Source organism: Salmonella sp. 32082101201600294FB01SM01, from assembly GCF_017572865.1.
Lineage (GTDB): Bacteria > Pseudomonadota > Gammaproteobacteria > Enterobacterales > Enterobacteriaceae > Salmonella > Salmonella enterica.
In genome coordinates, this window is sequence record NZ_JAGESB010000002.1 from 434,186 (window position 1) to 454,671 (window position 20,486).

At 49.6% G+C, this 20,486-nt stretch carries 19 protein-coding genes and 1 tRNA gene; 8 read left to right on the forward strand and 12 right to left on the reverse strand.

Going from position 1 to position 20,486, the window contains the following annotated elements; all coding sequences use genetic code 11:
• Window positions 1-38 precede the first annotated feature (38 nt).
• The 5 genes from J4645_RS11865 to trmB all read right to left on the reverse strand — a co-directional run bounded on the left by J4645_RS11865 (window position 39) and on the right by trmB (window position 4,228).
• Complete coding sequence (locus J4645_RS11865; protein WP_208208976.1) at window positions 39-1,046, reverse strand: DUF1202 domain-containing protein; 1,008 nt, start codon at window positions 1,044-1,046, stop codon at window positions 39-41.
• A 132-nt stretch (window positions 1,047-1,178) separates the two neighbouring features.
• A complete protein-coding gene (gene ansB / locus J4645_RS11870) occupies window positions 1,179-2,225 on the reverse strand; it encodes an L-asparaginase 2 (RefSeq protein WP_000394189.1) in 1,047 nt (348 codons plus the stop codon).
• A 188-nt stretch (window positions 2,226-2,413) separates the two neighbouring features.
• On the reverse strand, window positions 2,414-3,133 hold the full coding sequence (locus tag J4645_RS11875) for a DUF2884 domain-containing protein (protein WP_208208978.1): 720 nt from the start codon (window positions 3,131-3,133) through the stop codon (window positions 2,414-2,416).
• Between the two features lie 49 nt (window positions 3,134-3,182).
• The gene (locus J4645_RS11880) at window positions 3,183-3,509 is read right to left on the reverse strand and encodes a YggL family protein (RefSeq protein ID WP_001107559.1); all 327 of its coding nucleotides are present in this window, start codon (window positions 3,507-3,509) and stop codon (window positions 3,183-3,185) included.
• Window positions 3,509-4,228 carry a tRNA (guanosine(46)-N7)-methyltransferase TrmB gene (gene trmB, locus J4645_RS11885; RefSeq protein WP_000786890.1) on the reverse strand — a complete coding sequence of 240 codons (720 nt, stop codon included), beginning with the start codon at window positions 4,226-4,228 and terminating at the stop codon, window positions 3,509-3,511. Before trmB ends, J4645_RS11880 begins: the two co-directional genes overlap by 1 nt.
• Window positions 4,229-4,382: 154 nt before the next feature.
• On the opposite strand from trmB, the gene mutY reads away from it, so the two are divergent.
• The 4 genes from mutY (at window position 4,383) to J4645_RS11905 (ending at window position 8,409) form a co-directional block, all read left to right on the forward strand.
• Entirely contained in the window at window positions 4,383-5,435 is a 1,053-nt protein-coding gene (gene mutY / locus J4645_RS11890) for an A/G-specific adenine glycosylase (protein WP_001148959.1), read from the forward strand.
• Window positions 5,436-5,462: 27 nt separating this feature from the next.
• Window positions 5,463-5,738, forward strand: coding sequence for an oxidative damage protection protein (locus J4645_RS11895; RefSeq protein ID WP_000091706.1), 276 nt, complete (start codon window positions 5,463-5,465; stop codon window positions 5,736-5,738).
• Window positions 5,739-5,850: 112 nt separating this feature from the next.
• The gene (gene mltC, locus J4645_RS11900; RefSeq protein ID WP_000976289.1) at window positions 5,851-6,936 is read left to right on the forward strand and encodes a membrane-bound lytic murein transglycosylase MltC; all 1,086 of its coding nucleotides are present in this window, start codon (window positions 5,851-5,853) and stop codon (window positions 6,934-6,936) included.
• A gap of 216 nt (window positions 6,937-7,152) precedes the next feature.
• Window positions 7,153-8,409, forward strand: coding sequence for a nucleoside permease (locus tag J4645_RS11905; protein WP_001049804.1), 1,257 nt, complete (start codon window positions 7,153-7,155; stop codon window positions 8,407-8,409).
• 61 nt (window positions 8,410-8,470) lie between these two features.
• Here the strand turns inward: J4645_RS11905 and J4645_RS11910 are convergent, their stop codons facing one another.
• A complete protein-coding gene (locus J4645_RS11910) occupies window positions 8,471-10,606 on the reverse strand; it encodes an ornithine decarboxylase (protein ID WP_023207650.1) in 2,136 nt (711 codons plus the stop codon).
• A 425-nt stretch (window positions 10,607-11,031) separates the two neighbouring features.
• Here J4645_RS11910 and J4645_RS11915 point away from each other — a divergent pair, with 425 nt between their 5' ends.
• Together J4645_RS11915 and J4645_RS11920 are read left to right on the forward strand one after the other, a co-directional pair.
• Window positions 11,032-11,739, forward strand: a complete 708-nt coding sequence (locus J4645_RS11915) for a DUF554 domain-containing protein (RefSeq protein WP_000234466.1) — start codon at window positions 11,032-11,034, stop codon at window positions 11,737-11,739.
• A gap of 105 nt (window positions 11,740-11,844) precedes the next feature.
• A tRNA-Phe gene (locus J4645_RS11920) sits at window positions 11,845-11,920 on the forward strand.
• A 158-nt stretch (window positions 11,921-12,078) separates the two neighbouring features.
• Here the strand turns inward: J4645_RS11920 and J4645_RS11925 are convergent.
• From J4645_RS11925 to ripC, 4 genes are all read right to left on the reverse strand, one after another.
• Window positions 12,079-12,459 (reverse strand): VOC family protein, encoded by a 381-nt coding sequence (locus J4645_RS11925; RefSeq protein ID WP_023376743.1) that lies wholly within the window; start codon window positions 12,457-12,459, stop codon window positions 12,079-12,081.
• A 64-nt stretch (window positions 12,460-12,523) separates the two neighbouring features.
• Entirely contained in the window at window positions 12,524-13,849 is a 1,326-nt protein-coding gene (ripA, locus tag J4645_RS11930) for an itaconate CoA-transferase RipA/Ict (RefSeq protein WP_023214417.1), read from the reverse strand.
• 24 nt (window positions 13,850-13,873) lie between these two features.
• Window positions 13,874-14,401: a (R)-specific enoyl-CoA hydratase RipB/Ich gene (gene ripB / locus J4645_RS11935; RefSeq protein WP_023214418.1), complete on the reverse strand. Its 528-nt coding sequence runs from the start codon at window positions 14,399-14,401 to the stop codon at window positions 13,874-13,876.
• A 23-nt stretch (window positions 14,402-14,424) separates the two neighbouring features.
• Window positions 14,425-15,267, reverse strand: coding sequence for an itaconate degradation C-C-lyase RipC (gene ripC / locus J4645_RS11940; RefSeq protein WP_001112897.1), 843 nt, complete (start codon window positions 15,265-15,267; stop codon window positions 14,425-14,427).
• 91 nt (window positions 15,268-15,358) lie between these two features.
• Here ripC and ripR point away from each other — a divergent pair, with 91 nt between their 5' ends.
• Window positions 15,359-16,237 carry an itaconate degradation transcriptional regulator RipR gene (gene ripR, locus J4645_RS11945; protein WP_023214419.1) on the forward strand — a complete coding sequence of 293 codons (879 nt, stop codon included), beginning with the start codon at window positions 15,359-15,361 and terminating at the stop codon, window positions 16,235-16,237.
• 47 nt (window positions 16,238-16,284) lie between these two features.
• On the opposite strand, the gene J4645_RS11950 is transcribed toward ripR, so the two are convergent.
• Together J4645_RS11950 and J4645_RS11955 are read right to left on the reverse strand one after the other, a co-directional pair.
• Window positions 16,285-18,024, reverse strand: coding sequence for an arylsulfatase (locus J4645_RS11950; RefSeq protein WP_000745171.1), 1,740 nt, complete (start codon window positions 18,022-18,024; stop codon window positions 16,285-16,287).
• Window positions 18,025-18,092: 68 nt separating this feature from the next.
• Window positions 18,093-19,277, reverse strand: a complete 1,185-nt coding sequence (locus J4645_RS11955) for an anaerobic sulfatase maturase (RefSeq protein ID WP_023214420.1) — start codon at window positions 19,275-19,277, stop codon at window positions 18,093-18,095.
• Between the two features lie 511 nt (window positions 19,278-19,788).
• Between J4645_RS11955 and J4645_RS11960 the strand changes: the two genes are divergently transcribed.
• Entirely contained in the window at window positions 19,789-20,472 is a 684-nt protein-coding gene (locus J4645_RS11960; RefSeq protein ID WP_001275364.1) for a LuxR family transcriptional regulator, read from the forward strand.
• Window positions 20,473-20,486 lie beyond the last annotated feature (14 nt).

Genomic DNA, 20,486 nt, shown 5'->3' on the forward strand with positions numbered 1-20,486 from the left:
ACCGACCTGTGGCGGTTAATGCGCCGCCGGCAAGCGCATTATTTAATAACCCCTTTACGACGCAAATCGTCCGTATCTTTTTTCCAGCGCTCGTAACCGTCATTAATATCCATGATTTTCATGCGGATATCACTCTGTTGCATCTGAAGTTTCTGTACCGCTATATTCAGCGGATATTGTCCTTTCTCTAACGTTATCCAGTCATTCTGCGCTTTTCGACGCAGCTCTTCTGATTTCAAAAATACCTGCCGCCGTTGCTCGTGTATGTCTAAATCTCTTTTCTGCTGAATAGCCGCTTCATTGCACGGCTCACTCTGCTTACGGCACGCGTCTAATACCGGTTGATAGACCTCTTTTTCGTATTTCTCGGCATATACGCTGCTATCGTTGGCTTTTACATAATCATCGCGCTCTTTTAACGTCTTTTTAAACGCCTCGGCGCGGGTCAACGGTTTCCCATCAGCGCCTTTTCCCCAATATGCGTCCGCTTCTTTTTTAGCTACCGCTATTTTCTTATCCAGGGCAGAGAGTTGTTTTTCAAGACCGGGGATCGACGCTTTCTGCGCACGCCAGGAGGCTTCAATGTTGCCAAACCGATAGTTAAAGTCATCACTGTTGACGATCAGGTATTTATCATTCGTTTTAATGTCGTCAATAGCCCGGCCCTGATCGCTGGCTGCCATTTGTAATGAGTAATAGCTCACCGTCCAGCCAGAGGCTGGCGTCCCTTTGCTGGTCAACATGGCAGAAAATTTAACGGGACGATCTTTGGTCCAGGTTTTTTCAACAAAATAATAATCCGCCGCCATACCAACGCCGGTATAGATATCTTCACGGGAAGAAATATCCCCTTCGGCAGACCAGGTGGCCTGATTGCCCCTCGAATCAAGATTTTTTAAGGTAATGGAATCCAGTTTAAGTATGCCGTGGTACTGCTTACTAAACTGTTCTTTTAAGATGTTATCGGAGGGTTGAGCAACCTCTGCCCAACTATAGCCTGAAATCAGGGCAAACAGCGCTGCGCCAGCAATCCATTGTCGAACCACTTGTGGACCTCCCGTCCAGAGACATGACGCCCACGATTATCATAACCAGGATGATAATTAGCAAGATAATAGTGTTGATTGTGCGAGAGGTCTTCCAAAGATAGCCCCGGCCTTCCGACCGGGGCATTATCTTTAATACTGATTGAACATCGTCTGGATCTGTTTTGGATCTTTAGTCTGGGTTAACGCCAGTTGCAGTAAGACACGCGCTTTTTGCGGGTTCAGCGTGCCGGAGGCGACAAAGCCGTATTTTGCATCGTCAACTTCCGCATCCTGCGTGGTTGCGCCAGTCGGCACACGTGAAGAACGCACCACTACCGTACCGTTGTGCGCGGCGGTCGCCAGGGTATCAAAGACCGTTTTATACAGGTTGCCGTTACCCACGCCTGCGCTCACGATCCCGTCATAACCCGCGTCTACCAGCGCTTTTGCCGGCAGATCGGACGCATTCGCATAGTTATAAACGATACCGACTTTCGGCAATGCGGTCAGCTTCGACACGTCGAACGGGGTGGAGGTGGTATGTTTACGCTCTGGCGTACGCTGGTAGTCAATTTTACCGTTGTGGATATAACCCAGCGGGCCGTAGTTAACCGCTTTAAACGTCGCCACGTCAGTCGTATTGGTCTTAGTGACGTCGCGTCCGTCCATCACGGTATCATTCATTACCACCAGCACGCCGCGATTGGCAGACTGTTTATCAGCCGCTGTTACTACCGCATTATAGAGGTTGAACGGGCCATCTGCGCTCATTGACGTGGAAGGACGCATCGCGCCGACCAGTACCACCGGTTTATTGCATTTCACGGTCAGATCGAGGAAATAAGCGGTTTCTTCCATCGTATCAGTACCGTGGGTGATCACGAAACCGTCGGTGCTGTCGCACTCGGTATTGATTTTTTTCGCCAGCGTGAGCCAGACTTCATCGTTCATATCCTGCGAGCCAATGTTAACGACCTGCTCGCCTTTCACTACCGCAATGTCCTTCAATTGAGGAACGGCATCCACCAGATTTTCGACGCCAACTTTACCTGCCGTATAATTTGATTTTGTTGCTGAATCACCGCCACCAGCGATCGTTCCGCCGGTCGCTAAGATGGTGATATTCGGTAAAGCGAACGCTGCGCCGCTGAAACCCATTACCAGAGCAGCTAATGCCGTTTTCCTGAAAAACTCCATGTTATATCTCCAGTTATGTCAACTGGTCGCATTATCCCTATATTGCAGACGAATAATGTGATGTCATACGATTAACCAGCGATATATATCCAACAGAGAGTATTTTTTAGAGATGGATAACAAAATGCAGGAAAAAACAGAATAAAAAGGCGCAGATACGATCTACGCCATTGTTTAAAAAGGAAAGATTACTTCAGGCTGCCAACCAGCGTTTTGCGGCTATCTTCTAAGGTTACTACGCGGCTACAGACATCTTTGCCAAACTGCTGGAAACCTTTCTCCTGGTTTTTCCATTCATTCTGGATAGCGGTTTGCAAACCACCGAGACTGCCCATCACGCCCTGTAAAGGATTGCCGCCGCCTTTAAGCACCGCTTTGGCGCCCATTTCGTTAATGCTGTCCTGCAAAATACCGCCCATCGCCTGATTCACCAACTGCTGACCGTCGGCACGCACCTGGTCAATAGCCTTATAGTGGAACGTCAGGCCGTCCGTACGATGTTCGATAATGCGGTTCATTTGCGCTTTTAATTGCGCATCAAGCTTCGTCAGACGGCTACGCATGTTGCTGCTTTCGCCCACCTCTTTAGCGATGATTTTATCCAGCGCCACGCGGCCTTTTTCGACGCGCGATCGGGCACCCTCATCAATCCACGGCAGCGCGCTTCGTAGTTCCGCCTGGTAATCTTTCGCCTGCTCGCGCTGCGCGGCGCTAAGGGTGTACTGCTTACCGTTGTACATCACATTGCCGTCCGGCGTGATCACCAGGTTGCCGTTTTCACCTTTCACCTGCACCGTTTGTGGACTCAGGATCACATCGTCACGCGGCGTGACACTGCATTTGTAATCTGCATGAGCGGCCATCGCCGTCAACGTTAGCACTGCCGCCAGCAGCGTTTTGCGCATCATAACTTTCCCTCAAGACAAAGCGGGCCGGCATTTGCCGACCCTGTACTCATTAGTCCCACCAAACGTCGAAAAGTTCGCTGGTTCGGACTTCTTCAAGGTTGCGCGCTTCCAGCCACTTACGCACAATCGCCTGATGTTCTTCGGTACATTTACCGATTTCCTGCATACAAATCAGCCCTTCCCAGGCCAGGTAGCCGCTGCCGTCAAACGCCAGTTTATTAGGCTCAATAACGTCATTAATAAAGTCATCGACAGTCTTATCGATCTGCTCTTCAGATGTACCTTCCGGAAAACGCCATGCCACCGAAAATCCTAATTCCTGGAATTCGTCAATGTGCATTTTTTTACGCAGACGACGACTACGGTTCTTTGCCATTATTTCACCCTCTCGAACATTAAGTCCCATACGCCATGACCAAGACGATGGCCACGTTGTTCAAATTTCGTTACCGGGCGCGATTCCGGGCGCGGTACATAATCATTGCTCTCTGACAGATTTTTGTACCCGTCGATAGAAGACATGACTTCAAGCATGTGTTCCGCATACGCTTCCCAGTCGGTCGCCATATGGAAAACGCCGCCCAATTTCAGCTTGCTCAATACCAGTTCAGCAAACGGCACCTGAACGATACGGCGTTTATTATGACGCGCTTTATGCCACGGGTCAGGGAAAAAGAGCTGAACCATCGATAAAGAATTGTCAGGAATCATTTTATGCAACACTTCTACCGCGTCGTGGCACATGACGCGCAGGTTTTCAACGCCCTCTTCATGAGCGGACGCCAGACATGCGCCGACGCCGGGCGAATGCACTTCAATGCCGAGGAAATTCTGCTCCGGGCGCGCTTTCGCCATCGCCACGAGAGACGCCCCCATGCCAAAACCAATCTCCAGCGTCACCGGCGCTTCGCGACCAAACAACGTGGCGAAATCTACCGGCGCTTCGCTGAACTCGACGCCCATCACCGGCCAGTAGTTTTCCAGCGCGTGTTCTTGCCCCTTTGTCAGTCGCCCCTGGCGACGAACAAAACTACGAATACGGCGCAGCGGGCGACCGTTTTCATCAAATTCCGGTGAAATGACGTCGTTTTTCATAAAAGTGTAGTCTGCTGTGTTTGAGTTCTGAAAACGGGCATTATCCAAAGTTAGTTGCCGGATGCAAGCATGAAGCGCACTGCGGAAAGTTCCGGTTTACACCCTGCGGCCTCTGTGCTGCAATCTTGCCCCCGGCAATAATGAATGAGTTTCCATGCAAGCGTCTCAATTTTCAGCCCAGGTTCTGGACTGGTACGACAAATACGGGCGGAAAACGCTGCCCTGGCAAATTAACAAGACGCCTTACAAAGTATGGCTCTCGGAAGTCATGTTGCAACAAACGCAGGTGACGACGGTGATTCCTTACTTTGAGCGATTTATGGCGCGCTTTCCCACGGTGACGGATTTAGCGAATGCGCCGCTGGATGAAGTGCTCCATTTATGGACCGGGCTCGGCTATTACGCCCGCGCGCGTAATTTGCATAAAGCGGCGCAACAGGTGGCGACGCTTCACGGTGGAGAATTCCCGCAAACTTTTGCCGAAATCGCCGCGCTACCCGGCGTCGGGCGTTCAACCGCCGGCGCGATTCTCTCCCTCGCGTTAGGTAAACATTATCCGATTCTTGATGGAAACGTTAAACGTGTGCTGGCTCGCTGTTATGCTGTTAGCGGCTGGCCTGGAAAAAAAGAGGTGGAGAATACGCTGTGGACGTTGAGCGAGCAAGTGACGCCCGCACGCGGCGTGGAGCGTTTTAATCAGGCGATGATGGATCTGGGCGCGATGGTTTGTACGCGTTCAAAGCCAAAGTGCACCCTGTGTCCGCTGCAAAACGGTTGTATCGCCGCTGCGCATGAAAGCTGGTCACGCTATCCGGGCAAGAAACCGAAACAGACGTTACCGGAGCGGACGGGTTACTTTTTATTGTTACAGCATAATCAGGAGATTTTCCTGGCGCAGCGCCCTCCCAGCGGTTTATGGGGCGGACTCTACTGCTTCCCGCAGTTCGCCAGCGAAGATGAATTACGTGAATGGCTGGCGCAACGGCATGTTAACGCTGATAATTTGACCCAGCTTAACGCGTTTCGCCACACATTTAGCCATTTCCACCTGGATATTGTGCCTATGTGGCTTCCCGTGTCGTCACTGGACGCCTGCATGGATGAAGGCAGCGCGCTCTGGTATAACTTAGCGCAACCGCCGTCAGTCGGACTGGCGGCCCCCGTGGAGCGCTTGTTACAGCAGTTACGTACCGGAGCGCCAGTTTAACGCCCCGGTCGATGAAGAGGATGACTTATGAGCAGAACGATTTTTTGTACTTACCTGCAACGCGACGCTGAAGGGCAAGATTTTCAGCTCTACCCTGGCGAACTGGGAAAACGTATCTATAACGAGATCTCTAAGGACGCGTGGGCGCAGTGGCAGCATAAGCAGACCATGTTGATTAACGAGAAAAAGCTCAACATGATGAACGCCGAGCACCGTAAGCTGCTGGAACAGGAGATGGTGAGCTTCCTGTTCGAAGGCAAAGACGTTCATATCGAAGGTTATACGCCGGAAGATAAAAAATAGGCCCGTTGCTGAATGAGGCTGCGCTTATTCGGCCTGTGAGTTATGCCGGATAAGCTCTTAGCGCCGCTGCCCGGCAACATGGCATAACGACAACACAACATGCACTCCCGGAATGATGAAAAAATTACTCGCGCTTGCTGTTATTGCGCCGTTGCTCATCTCCTGCTCCAGTTCGACCAAAAAAGGCGAGACGTATAATGAAGCCTGGGTCAAGGATACCAACGGCTTTGATATTTTGATGGGGCAATTTGCCAACAATATTGAAAATCTGTGGGGATATAAGGAAGTCCTGATCGCCGGGCCGAAAGACTACGTCAAATATACCGATCAGTTCCAGACCCGTAGCCACATCAACTTTGATGATGGGACCATTACCGTTGAAACCATCGCCGGGACGGAACCTACCGCACATCTGCGCCGGGCCATTATTAAAACGTTGCTCATGGGCGACGACCCAACCTCCGTCGATCTTTACTCCGATGTCGATGACATAAAAATTTCTAAAGAACCCTTCCTGTATGGTCAGGTCCTCGACAATACTGGCCAGCCTATTCGCTGGGAAGGCCGCGCCACGACATTCGCGGATTACTTGCTGAAAACGCGGCTCAAAAGCCGCAGTAACGGCCTGCGTATTATTTACAGCGTCACCATTAATCTGGTGCCGAACCACCTTGATAAACGCGCGCATAAATACATTGGCATGGTACGCCAGGCCTCCCGTAAATACGGCGTTGACGAGTCGCTGATTCTGGCGATTATGCAAACGGAGTCCTCGTTTAACCCGTATGCGGTCAGCCACGCGGATGCGCTGGGCCTGATGCAGGTGGTGCAACACAGCGCCGGGAAAGATGTTTTCCGTTCTCAGGGTAAGTCCGGCACGCCAAGCCGTAACTTCCTGTTCGACCCCGCCAGCAATATCGATACCGGCACAGCGTATCTGGCAATGTTGAATAATGTCTATCTGAGCGGTATTGAGAATCCGACGTCGCGGCGCTATGCGGTCATTACCGCCTACAATGGCGGCGCAGGCAGCGTATTACGCGTATTCTCGAACGATAAGATTCAGGCCGCGAATATGATTAACCGCATGTCGCCGGGGGATGTGTACCAGATATTAACCACCCGACATCCATCTGCGGAGTCGCGCCGCTATCTGTACAAGGTGAATTCCGCCCAGCGATCGTATCGCCGCCGATAAACCATCGCATCCCGCCTCTGGCCAGCAAATGACAGAGGCGGGAAAGGTAAAAGTGTTAACTCCGTCACTCTTTTGCTTTGCAATCAGAAATTGTTTGCAAATATTTGTCACAGGTAACAAAAAAAGCCCGCCTCTCATTGATAGAATCACACCAAATCACAACGGCAAATGTGCCTTTTAAAACATTCATCCGCTCTCAGGTGTGAGGAAATTAACATGAATCTTAAGCTGCAGCTTAAAATACTCTCTTTTCTGCAGTTCTGTCTGTGGGGAAGCTGGCTCACTACCCTGGGCTCGTATATGTTCGTCACCTTAAAATTTGACGGCGCATCTATTGGCGCAGTTTATAGTTCACTGGGGATTGCCGCTGTCTTTATGCCGACCTTGCTAGGCATTGTGGCTGACAAATGGCTGAGCGCGAAATGGGTCTATGCCCTGTGTCATGTCGTCGGCGCCATCACGCTATTCATGGCCGCGGAAGTCACTACGCCTGGGGCGATGTTCTTTGTGATCCTGCTTAACTCGCTGGCCTATATGCCGACGTTGGGCTTGATCAATACAATATCGTATTACCGCCTGCAGTCTGCCGGCATGGATATTGTGACTGACTTCCCGCCTATCCGTATCTGGGGCACCATTGGCTTTATTCTGGCGATGTGGGGCGTGAGTTTCTCCGGTTTCGAGCTGAGCCATATGCAGCTTTATATCGGCGCGACGCTTTCCGTTTTGCTGGTACTGTTTACCTTTACCCTGCCGCACATTCCGGTGGCGAACCAACAGAAAAACCAGAGCTGGACATCAATGCTGGGCCTTGACGCTTTTGCGCTGTTTAAAAATAAGCGGATGGCGATTTTCTTCATCTTCTCCATGATGCTGGGCGCGGAACTGCAGATCACCAACATGTTTGGCAACACCTTCCTGCATAGCTTTGATAAAGATCCGCTATTCGCCAGTAGCTTTATCGTGCAGCACGCCTCGGTGATGATGTCGATTTCGCAGATTTCTGAAACGTTATTCATCCTGACCATTCCGTTCTTCCTGAGCCGTTATGGTATTAAGAACGTTATGCTTATCAGTATTGTGGCGTGGATGCTGCGTTTCGGCCTGTTCGCTTATGGCGACCCGACGCCGTTCGGTACCGTTCTGCTGGTACTGTCGATGATTGTGTACGGCTGCGCCTTCGATTTCTTCAACATTTCTGGCTCGGTGTTTGTCGAAAAAGAAGTACGCCCGGAAATCCGCGCCAGCGCGCAGGGGATGTTCCTGATGATGACCAACGGCTTCGGCTGTATCCTGGGCGGCATTGTGAGCGGTAAAGTGGTGGAGTATTACACTCAAAACGGCATTACCGACTGGCAGACCGTGTGGCTCATCTTCGCAGGCTACTCGCTGGTGCTGGCCTTTGCGTTCGTAGCCTTGTTCAAATACAAACACGTTCGCGTTCCGGCAAGTTCGCAACCCGTTGCACATTAATTCTTGCCCTGTTTCGCAGGTCGGATAAGGCGTAAATGCCTTATCCGGCCTGCAGGCAACGTTACTTTAAAACATATCCGTACAAGCGTTGAATTCCATCGGCATCAGTCTCGCTATATACCCCCTGCAATTCAGGCGAAAAACCGGGCAACAGATTGATGCCCTCTTCCAGCGCCAAAAAATAACGCTGCGCCGCGCCGCCCCAAATCTCCCCCGGCACCACGCACAGTACGCCCGGCGGGTATGGCAATGCCCCCTCGGCAGCAATACGCCCGTCCGCCTCGCTGATACGCACCAGCTCTACATCGCCGCGAATAAAGGCGCTGTTGGCGTCCTGTGGGTTCATCGCCACATGCGGCAGGCTTTCTTTGCGGAACATCGCTTTTTGCAGATCCTTAACGTCAAAGCTAACGTACAGGTTGTGCATCTCCTGACATAGCTCACGCAGGGTGTAATCGCGGTAGCGCACCGGGTATTTCTGAAAAACCGTCGGCAATACATCCGCAAGCGGCGTATCGTCTTCAATGTGCCGTTCAAATTGCGCCAGCATCGCGACCAGCCGCGCCAGTTTCTCTTCGCTCTCAGCGGGTGTCAGCAAGAACAGAATCGAGTTGAGATCGCACTTCTCAGGCACAATACCGTTCTCACGCAGATAGTGGGCGAGAATGGTCGCCGGGATGCCGAATTCGGTGTACTGCCCACTATCGGCATCAATACCTGGCGTGGTCAGTAACAGTTTACAGGGGTCGACAAAATACTGGTCATCCGCATAACCCTCAAAGCCATGCCATTTCGCCCCGGGCTCAAAACTGAAGAAACGACGATTGCTGGCAATGGTCTCCGTCGGATATGCCTGCCACGGCTTGCCGTCAACAACCAGTGGGATAAAGGGCTGAAGCAGTTTGCAACGGGCGAGAATGGCTTTACGCGCATCAATGCCCAGCGCAACGCACTCCGCCCACAGGCGGCGACCGCTCTCCCCTTCGTGGATTTTGGCATTGATATCCAGCGCCGCAAACAGCGGGTAGAACGGACTGGTCGAGGCGTGCAACATGAAGGCGTTGTTCAGGCGTTTGTGCGGGCAAAAACGCGCCTGGCCGCGAATATGGTTATCTTTTTTGTGGATCTGCGAGGTTTGTGAGAACCCCGCCTGTTGCTTATGTACCGATTGGGTCACAAAGATCCCAGGGTCGTTTTCATTAAGCTCCAGCCGCAACGGCGAGGTATCCGCCATCATATTGATAAACTGCTCATAGCCTACCCACGCGGAGTCAAACAGAATGTAATCGCAGAGATGCCCGATTTTATCCACCACCTGACGGGCATTGTAAATAGTGCCGTCATAGGTACCCAGCTGAATGATCGCCAGGCGGAATGGACGCGATGCATCGGCGCTTTCCGGCATCACGTCACGAATCTGGTCGCGCAGGTACGTTTCATCAAAACAGTGCGCATCAATACCACCGATAAAACCAAACGGGTTGCGCGCCGCTTCAAGATAGACCGGCGTCGCCCCGGCCTGAATCAGGGCGCCGTGGTGGTTGGATTTGTGATTATTACGATCAAACAGCACCAGATCGCCGCGCGTCAGCAGGGCGTTGGTGACCACTTTATTCGCCGCCGAAGTCCCATTCAGCACAAAGTAGGTTTTATCCGCATTAAACACTTTTGCCGCAAATTTCTGCGCGTGTTTGGCAGAACCTTCATGTATTAGCAGATCGCCAAGTTTCACATCGGCGTTACACATATCCGCACGAAACAGGTTTTCACCAAAAAAGTCATAAAAATGGCGGCCTGCGGGATGTTTTCTAAAAAATTCGCCATGCTGGTGCCCCGGGCAAGCAAAGGTACTATTCCCCATGTCGACATACTGGGTCAGGGTGCCATAAAAGGGCGGCAGAAGTTCCGCTTCGTAGCGACAGGCAGCGTTTTCCAGCTCCAGCCATTCCTGCGCGTTCCCGCCTATTACCGCCGTAACGCCGACAGGCGCGCTAACGGGTTCATCCGCAAGCATAAACACCGGCAGGTGAAAACCGGTGCGTTTAAGCAACGCCAGAATACCGCTACGGCTGTCGGCAGTGGTAATGACGACTGCGGCCACATCGGTAAAGTCGGTACTGTCCAGCGCCACTACGTTTCGGTGGGTGGAGAGACGGGGGATGAGTTCACCGCTGGCGGCAATATTCATTGATTTCATAAGCGCAAATACCCGTTTCGGGAGTAGAGTAACCCCGGACAAGGCCCGATGCCTTGCCCAACGAGATGCCGGGTCAAACTGGATACCAGCTCCGACCGCCAGACATCAGTAAAAACAGACTGTTTCTGATTTTACTGTTGTCCTGCAGTGAGCGTGCGCTGCCCTCACCGCATAGCGGGGACGACAAAAAAAAGGAAAGAAAGGGGCAAACCTCGCGCAGTCAGGCGACAGTGAAAACAATATAAAGGCGCTATGTTCATCCCGGCGAGCCCCATGCTGGCAGGAGAAATTTCGCGCAATCATGGCACCTTTCACCAGACGGCGCAAGGTAAAATCAGCGCTCTATACGTCACAGATAATCAAGCTATTAACAGCTTAATCGCGTGATAATAAGGCAATTTGAAAGACAAATAACAGGAGTCATTGTGGTAATTGGACCTTTTATTAACGCTGGCGCAATTTTATTCGGCGGCGTTATTGGCGCGCTGTTAAGTCAGCGTCTGCCAGAACGGATTCGCGTCTCAATGACGTCTATTTTTGGTCTGTGCTCTCTGGGTATTGGCATTCTGCTGGTGATGAAGTGCGCTAATCTTCCGGTGATGGTGCTGGCGACACTGGTCGGCGCGCTTATCGGCGAGTTTTGTTTGCTGGAAAAAGGCATTAATGGCGCAGTCGCGAAAATCCAACAATTATTTATGGCATCGGGTAAGAAGCCGACACACGACTCATTTATTCAAAGTTACGTCGCTATCATTGTACTTTTTTGCGCCAGCGGCACCGGTATTTTCGGCGCGATGCATGAAGGGATGACCGGCGATCCAAACATTTTGATCGCTAAATCTTTTCTGGATTTTTTCACTGCCATTATTTTCGCCTGTTCGCTTGGCATCGCCGTTTCGGCGATTTGCGCGCCGATGTTGATTATCCAGTTAACGCTTGCCGCCTGCGCCACCCTCATTCTTCCACTGACTACGCCGGCAATGATGGGCGACTTTAGCGCCGTGGGCGGACTGCTGCTGGTGGCGACCGGCTTGCGTGTATGTGGAATCAAAATGTTTCCGGTAGTGAACATGCTCCCGGCGCTGTTGCTGGCGATGCCGATCTCCGCCGCATGGGCGATGTTTTTTGCCTGATTCTGCGTGCAATAACAACAAAGTGGTGATAGATTGTGCAGTCTACGTTGATTTGAAGAAATTTCGTTGACGAAGCGAGGCGATTACGGTTTAATGCGCCTCGTTGCCCGGATAGCTCAGTCGGTAGAGCAGGGGATTGAAAATCCCCGTGTCCTTGGTTCGATTCCGAGTCCGGGCACCACCTTTCCTTTTTTATGCTTCCTTATGAATTCCTCGATGTCTTCAAGTCAATAAGTTTGAACATAGACTCTTTCCAGAAATTATTGCCATATGATCTCCATTAGACTAATATAAACGGATGCGTGATCATAATAAAGGCAGTAATAGTAAGTTTTAACATTAAACATACTGCGAAATTTCAATTAAGTTTCCATCAGGGTCCCTGATGTAGATAGACATTATCTCGCCTGTGGCTCCAGTTCTCTCAACCGGGCCTTCAACAATGGGAATGCCTGCCTGTAAGATCTCAGACACAACATCATTTATCGGTGTCGATGTAATAAAACATAAATCGGCAGATCCCGGCGTTGGTTTACTCGCTTTTGGTTCAAACTCCATTTCTTGCTGATGGAGGTTAATTTTTTGCGCTCCAAATATTAACGCTTTTCTGTTTTGTTTAAATGTTACCGCAGAAAAACCAAGTACCTCTTCGTAGAATCTTATTGTGGTTGATATATCAGATACCGTTAATACAAGGTGATCAATTCTGTCAATTATCATTTGAATAGACTCATGATGTTTATATTTTGGGGATGCTACATTAAAAAATAGCATTAACCTACTTTTAAATCAGATGCATTTTTCTTGCATCTACTCTAAGTTGCTGCCGAAAATTGGGATGCGCCAATTCAATGATCCTGAGCGCACGCTCGGTTGAAGAGAGCCCCTTCAGGTTTACGGAGCCAAATTCAGTGACTATCCAGTGCGTATCCGTTCGTGGGGTTGTTACAGGCCCCTCAAGGCGGGGAACAATACGAGAAATCGTATCATTCGCGGCCGTTGAGCGGGTCGTAATAATGGAACGACCTCCTTTAGATGCATATGCGCCTCTGACAAAATCCAATTGCCCTCCTGAAGCACTGTACTGGTGTCCAAGCAAATATTCAGAGTTACAGGCACCAGTGAGATCGATTTGTAAGGTAGCGTTAATGGAGACAACATTCTCATTTTGCGCAATGATCCCCGGATCGTTAACATAATCGACAGGCCGACTAAAAAAAGAGGGGTTGTCGTTGAGATAGTCATACATATCCTTTTGTCCCATAGCAAAAGTAAATACAGACATTCCCCGGTCGATATTTTTACGCTGGTTGGTAACGACGCCTTGTTGAATCAAACTTACCAACCCCGGATTCAGCGCCTCTGTATGGACCCCCAGATCATTATGTTCCTTGAGCGCATTACAGATGAGCTCCGGTAATGCGCCGACCCCCATCTGGAGACAAGCGCCATCTGGCACAAGAGAGGCGATAATCTGACTGATAGCAATATCTTCGGCTACGGCAGTACGTATTGGTAGTTCAATTAAAGGGACATGGTTTTCAACAATGGCGTCAATTTCTGAAATATGGATTGCAGCACCTTCTCCATGAACGCGCGGCATATATTTGTTAACTTCGACAATAAGCTTTTTAGCTGTCCTCGCAATCCGGGTGGAATAATCGTTTCCAGTTCCAAAATTAAAATAGCCATACTTATCCATAGGGGACACGGTGTGAATAAAGGTATCAATACCAATATCATCAGCCAGTAATCGCGTCGCCTGATGAAAATTTGAAGGTACATAGTTAACTATTTTTCGCCCGGAACTCTCAATCCCCTGACGTATTAAAGCCCGTTCAATACCGGTAATAAACATACTGTAGAGATGAATATAGTCACTTAGCTCATAACGGAAAATAGTGTTCCCGGCAATGCTGGCTGTTTCATAACAGTAAACCCGCAGATCGTTGATTTCTCCCCTTTTCGCTCGCTTTGCCAGCGCATTCAGCAAAGCTGGAGGCTCTGCTGCAAACATTCCCATAGAGAGGTGACTGCCGGAGGTAATTAAAGTAACCGCCTCGTCAGGCGTCACGCATTTTTCGGCATACGCTGCATTAACATTCATCATGACTCTAAACCTCAGGGCGATTTCTCAATAAGCGGCGTCTTCTTCAGGCGAACATCCACAGCAATAAACTAACATTGTTCGTTCGAAGCGCATGACCTCTACACCATTCTGATTAATGCCACATGTCCGAACGGTAACGATGCCTTGTCCCGGGCGACTATTTGACAGGCGTTTGCTGAGTACAGTGCTTTCAGCATAAAGTGTATCCCCTGCGAAAACCGGATGGACGGCTTGTACCTTATCCCAGCCAAGATTGGCCACGACCCTGGCGCTGACAGTACGCACGCTCATACCGGTTAAAAGCGCCAGAGTGAATGTTGAATCAACCAGTAACTTTTTCCATTCCGTTTTGCTGGCGTAAGCCGAATCGAAATGGACCGGCTGCACATTGAGAGTGAGCAGGGTAAACCACACATTATCGGCGTCCAGTACCGTCCGGCCGGGACGATGTTCAAAAACATCACCGGGATGAAAATCCTCCCAGTAAAGACCCGAAATTTCTCGGTAGCGCCCCTCGCTAATGGTTTTATAAGCGGGTAATAACGTGTTCATAATCAATTCCTCTGTTAATAAAATCAGGAAAAGATCCCTGCCCGGGCGAGTAATCTCCGGGCCTGACGGGCAACGGCTGCATCTATCATCATGCCGCTAACGATCCCGACGCCTTTGGCATTCTCTGTCAGTACTGCACGAGCATGATTAATTTCTGCCGTTGTAGGAGTAAATGCGGCGTTGATTACACTAATCTGAGCGGGGTGAATAGCCGATTTTGCAGAAAAACCAAAACTGAGCGCCTGCAGCGTTTCCTCTTTCAGACCTGAAAAATCGCCTATATCAAAGAAGGGAGCATCTATTGCAAGAAGCCCTTTCATAGCGCAGGCAGCCACTATTCTGGCCCGCGCCAGCGCAAGAGGCTCCCAGGCGGGTGTGGCGCCAATGTCAGCCGCCATATCTGCGGCGCCAAACATCAACCCGCAGAGTCTGGGGGTGGCGTCCGCAATAGACTCTACGGCATTAAGCCCAACAACTGACTCAATAATGCCAATAAGGCGAGTATCAGAACCAGCCATCATGATAAGACTATCCACGATTTGCAGGTGCGCGGCTGACTCTGTTTTCGGAAGAATAATGTAATCAGGAAAAAAACGGCATTCCAGTAACATATGCAGGTCTTCAATGCCAGCATGAGTATTCATTCCATTAATTCTTAATGCTATTTTCAGCGATGAGTTTGGTCGGGATGAAAGGAACTGCATCGCAATTTTCCGGGCCTGCGCCTTGTCATTCGGGGTGACGGAATCTTCAAGATCGATAATAGAAATGTCCGCCGCACTTTCAACTGCTTTTATGAAACGTTCTGGTCGAATTGCTGGGGTAAAAAGCCAGCTACGTGTCGGTGTATGAGAAATATCGGGCATATTGCACCTCCTGTTAACCTCACTATGCGCTCGCTGGTTTCATTCTTCCAATATATGATGGTGCCATTCTTAATTGCTTTTGGAGATGAGGATGGAACTGCGCCATATTCGCTATTTTCTCGCCGTCGCTGAAGAGCGGCATTTCACGCGGGCTGCGACAAAATTAGGCATAGGTCAGCCGCCGCTAAGCCAACAGATTAAGGATCTGGAAAGAGAGCTGGGAGCGCAGCTATTCCGGAGAGTGCCTCATGGCGCGGAATTAACCGAGGCTGGAAAAGCATTTTATGATGTTGTTAAAGGGATGCCTGCTACCGCGACAAGAGCCGTGCTGGCGGCGCAGCGTGTCGCCAGGGGGGAGTCGGGCGTGTTAAGGGTGGGTTTTACTGCCTCTGCGGCATTTAACAGTGTGGTGCCCGGCGCAATCCGTACTTTCAAGCGGGCTTATCCTGACGTTCGTTTGCAGCTTGAGGAAGGAAATACAACCCAACTGGCTGATGAATTGAATGAAGGATCGCTGGATGTTGCCTTTCTGAGACCCGGTTTTACAGGCAATGAACGGTTCCAGCTCAGGTTACTGTCTGAAGAGCCAATGGTTATTGTGCTGGCAGAAACGCATCCTGCTGCGGCGTGTAAACAGATTGCACTCTCGATTCTCAAAGATGAGTTTTTTTTACTCTTCCCACGTGAAATCGGCCTGTCGCTTTATGACGTAGTGATCGAGGCCTGCGGTAAAGCGGGCTTTGAACCGAAAATTGGTCAACTCGTGCCGCAAATTTCGTCAGTCATTAACCTTGTGTCGGCAGAGATGGGCGTGTCGATGGTTCCAGATTCAATGAGACAGGTTAATGTCAAGGGAGTAGTATACCGCCCCGTTGCAGACCAGATGCCCGTCGCAAAGTTGGCTCTGGCATACCGGCGCGGCGATACATCGCCAACGCTGAGAAACTTCATCCTGAAAGTCACTGGCTGAATGCAGTTACGTGAGCGTTGAATAATCATTTGAAACGTAACCAATAATTATTGGTCCGATTTTGTGTCTAAAGGAATCGCTAACGGAGCAGGAACTGGCTGCAATGTCTGTGGATCGACAGCCAGATAACGCCCGGTTTTACTGTCGATACCCACATAATCGATAAGCTTGCCTTTGGCATAAAGCACCATTGTCTGTTTTGCAAATGCCTCATATGCACTGCTCAGTATTTTCACTTTATCCACATAATCTGCTGCGAGATTATGCGTTTCCAGGGGGTCACGTTGCAGGTTGAATAATTCCCATGGCGCATTACCCGCCTGTGGGAATACTGTGACAAGACGACGCAATTTCCATTCCCCATCTATCCAGGCCGCCTGATTATGGAGTTCAACACCATATTGTGTGCGAGGCGCGTGCAGACTTTCACCGGTCAGATAGCGTTTAAAACTCACGCCGATCATTGGCAGTGTCGGTCTTTCAGATAATGATTTACTGACATCAATACCTGCAAATTCATAGAGCGTGGGCGCGACATCATACGCCGCCATTGTGGCGTTATCTATGGCGCCATTATGGATGATACCAGGACCGGAAATCATAAAACTGGTATTAATTCCCCCCTGACCGCTGGTCGTTTTGTGATAGCGACCATAAGGCGCATTGCTGACATCAGCCCAGTGGGGACCATAAGAGATAAATGAATTTTTACGACCAATATTTTCGTAACGATTATCGAATTGCTTCCAAAAATCCGGTTCAGATTCATAGTGAAAGCCCTCTGCCGGATTCACCCCATTATCACTTAAGAAGACCAGAATCGTGTTTTTATCGCGCCCGGTCTTTTTTAACGTCTCAATAACGGTACCAATCTGTGCATCCATATTGGCGATCATAGCAGCGTAAACCTGCATCACCTTCGCCGTATATTTCTGCTGTTCCGGGGTCATCGCCTGCCATTCTTTATCAAGTTCCAGTCCTGGCAGAGGTATGTCATCACGCAGGAAACCCAGTTTCTTCAAACGAGCAATACGCTGACGATAGACGTCTGCATAGCCCTGTTCATACTGATTTTTAAAACGACTAATCCATTCATCCGGCGCCTGCAGAGGATCATGTGGCGCAGTAAAGGCCAACCACGCGAAGATAGGTTGTTCCCGTGGCGTCTCGCTGATCCAGCGATTAATCTGGCTGGCATAGGCTTCGCTGGAGTAAAAACTGGAGGGCAGTGAAATGCGCTGATTGTCACGGGTATAATAGGTATGAAATATCTCCACGGTTCCCAGCGGCACGGCATCATCAAAGTGACTGGCGCCTCCCCCCATCAAGGCGAAAGAATGACGAAAGCCCCGATCTTTTGGCGTCGAGCCTGGCGTAAAACCAAGATGCCATTTACCCGCCATCAGCGTATTGTAACCAGCATCTTTAAAGCGTTCAGCCATGGTCGTCACCCGATCAGTCAGGCGCAATTCATAGCCTTCCTTACCTATGGTATTTTCATACCACCACATACCGCCTATACCCGCTTGCTGACTGGTGTTCCCGGTTAATAGCATCGCACGGGCGGGAGCAGACATGGGAGACGTGTAATATTGACTCATCCGCACGCCGTTCTCAGCCATCGCCTGCAAATTAGGCGTTGGGATTTCCCCACCGAAGGGAGTGATATCAGAATATCCCATATCATCAGCGATAATCACAATAATATCAGGACGTTCGTTTTGCGTACTGTGCGCCGTACCGGAGAAGATAATGCTGAGTGTGGCAAGTGTTACTTGTTTTTTCACGGCTTATTCCCCATTTCAGACTACGGATGTTGTACAAGAACGGCGAGCAAATGCGGCAAGAGGGACCATCAGCCCGAAAATCTACCCATAACGTCAGCACGCCAGGCTTTCAGTCCATTCAGATTCCGGGGCCAGGCGCGTAGCGGAGCCAGAATCTCCGTGAAAAAAGAGTAATAGCCGCTACAAAGTCGGTTGTAGCCGGCACTGTTGATATGTGCGGGGCAGCCTCCCTGGCAGACTATTTTCACAGAACACCGTTGACACTCCCGGCGCTGGCTTTTCTTAATACCAAAGGGAAGCCGGGTTGCGGTATCTACGGCTGGCGCTAACATATTATTAGAAAGCTGTCCCAGGTAATGCTGGCTATTAATCAGATGATCGCAGGCATAGAGTTTGCCGTCCGGCTCCATGACCAGATTCGTGCCGCAGCGGGCGGAATGGACACAGGTGGCGCTGATATGCGTAAAATATTGTGCCCATGCCTGTTCAATGTTGATCACAAAGACCCGCCCCATATCGCCGCGTTTGCGCCATTGACGCCAGATATCAATCATGAAACGTCCCCAGTTATCCGCACTCAATTGGTAACGTTGCTGTAGGGCGTTGCCTTCGTTCATCAGTGGCTGAAATTGCAGATAACGAGCGCCAAGGCTAACAACATGATCGTAGATGGCTGCCGCATGGTGAGCCATGTCATCATGCACGACAATCAGTACGTTAAAATCGACTCGATAGTGTTGTAACAATGTGATTCCCCGCAACACCGCCGGATAACTGGACTCGCCGCGTTTGCCCGGACGATGGTAATTTTGCAAGTCTTCACTGCCCTCAAGACTGATGCCAATAGTAAAATTATTGTCGCGAAACAGACGACACCAAGCATCGTTTAACAACGTCGCGTTCGTTTGCAGACTATTACTGATCGTCTCGCCGTCAGGCGCATATCGTTGTTGAAGCGCTATTACCTTTTTATAAAAACCGATTCCGGCTAAAAGCGGTTCACCGCCTTGCCAGACAAAATTAATTTCACGCGCACTGGCAGGTTGCGCCGCAATATAGCGACAAATAAAAACCTCCAGCGTTGATTCATTCATTTTTTCTACGGGCGTTTCGCCCTGTGGGTAATAACAATAGCGGCAGGCCAGATTACACGCAGGGCCTATGGGTTTTGCCAGAATATGAAAGGGTATCTGCGCGCAATATTCAGTCATTACGGGGATTTGTTGTTGCCGTAATGTGTTGAGATTCAACATTATTCTGTCCTGTAATTATCATTTCTGATGCGGAGACATTACTCACATTTCGCAATAGCGTCCGTCTGGTGCTGCGGGCAGAATGCCGAAAGCGGGCTGTATCTATTGATACACCGGTTTTCTGCATAGCGCATGACGCTATTGAAACATTATTTAGCAAATCCTGTCTGAACCAGAAATTAAGTCTCTGTTAACCTGCGCTATTACAGAAAATCATAGAACAGGCATCTCAAAAGAATATCGTCCTGAAGGACGAGAACCCACGGCATTTTCAGGAGATGAGTCAACCGCGACAGAAAAAAATTATATTAATAATTTTTAATTATTTTTTAGAAAACCAAACAGGATTTAAATTAAAACTATTTTATTTCAAATAGTTATAAAAAATACCGTAACACGCGTCACATTATTAACATGTGAATGATTGTGTTAACCGAATGTAAATTGTATGTTTCAACATACCACTATTTTACTGCGTCCCGGCACGCTCATCCGGATGGAAGGAGATAACATGTCAGCCTTATCAACTACTGGCCATAATGACGGGATCACTCTCCATTGCTTACAGAGCATTGCGCAACTCATTCCTCTATCGTCGGCGGTTTTTTATCGTGTTAATGCTTATTTAAAGCCAGAGGCCTATGTTTTACATAACATTTCTAATAGCACACACCAACAATATCTGGAGCATTTTCAACCATTAGACCCGCTATCGCCTTCCCGGTTCGGCCAACAGGTTGTTACCGTAGCGACGATGACGCCCGGTATCTGTGCCCGTCATCGCCATTATTATCATGAATTTATGCTACCTAATCATGTGTGCGACATGATTGAGATCTTTATTCGTCGGGGCCATCGTATTATCGCGGGCATTTCATTAATGCGCGATATACCTTTTTCCAGCGAAGAGCGTTTGCGAGCCCAGGCAGTACAACCATTACTGGGACTGGCAATTCATGATTCTCTTCAGGAAGACAACAATCTGGCGTCAATATTGACCGCAAAAGAGCGTGAAATTGTGGGAATGGTCTGCGAAGGGGCCAGTAACAAATTGATTGCCCGTCAGTTGAATATATCTCTCTCAACAGTGAAAACGCATTTACGCAATATTTTTGCTAAAACAGAAGTGATAAATCGCACGGAACTGGTTTCCCGAACCAGAATGTCCTCGGTACAACATTCACTGAATATGTGAAAGCGTTCTTTTTA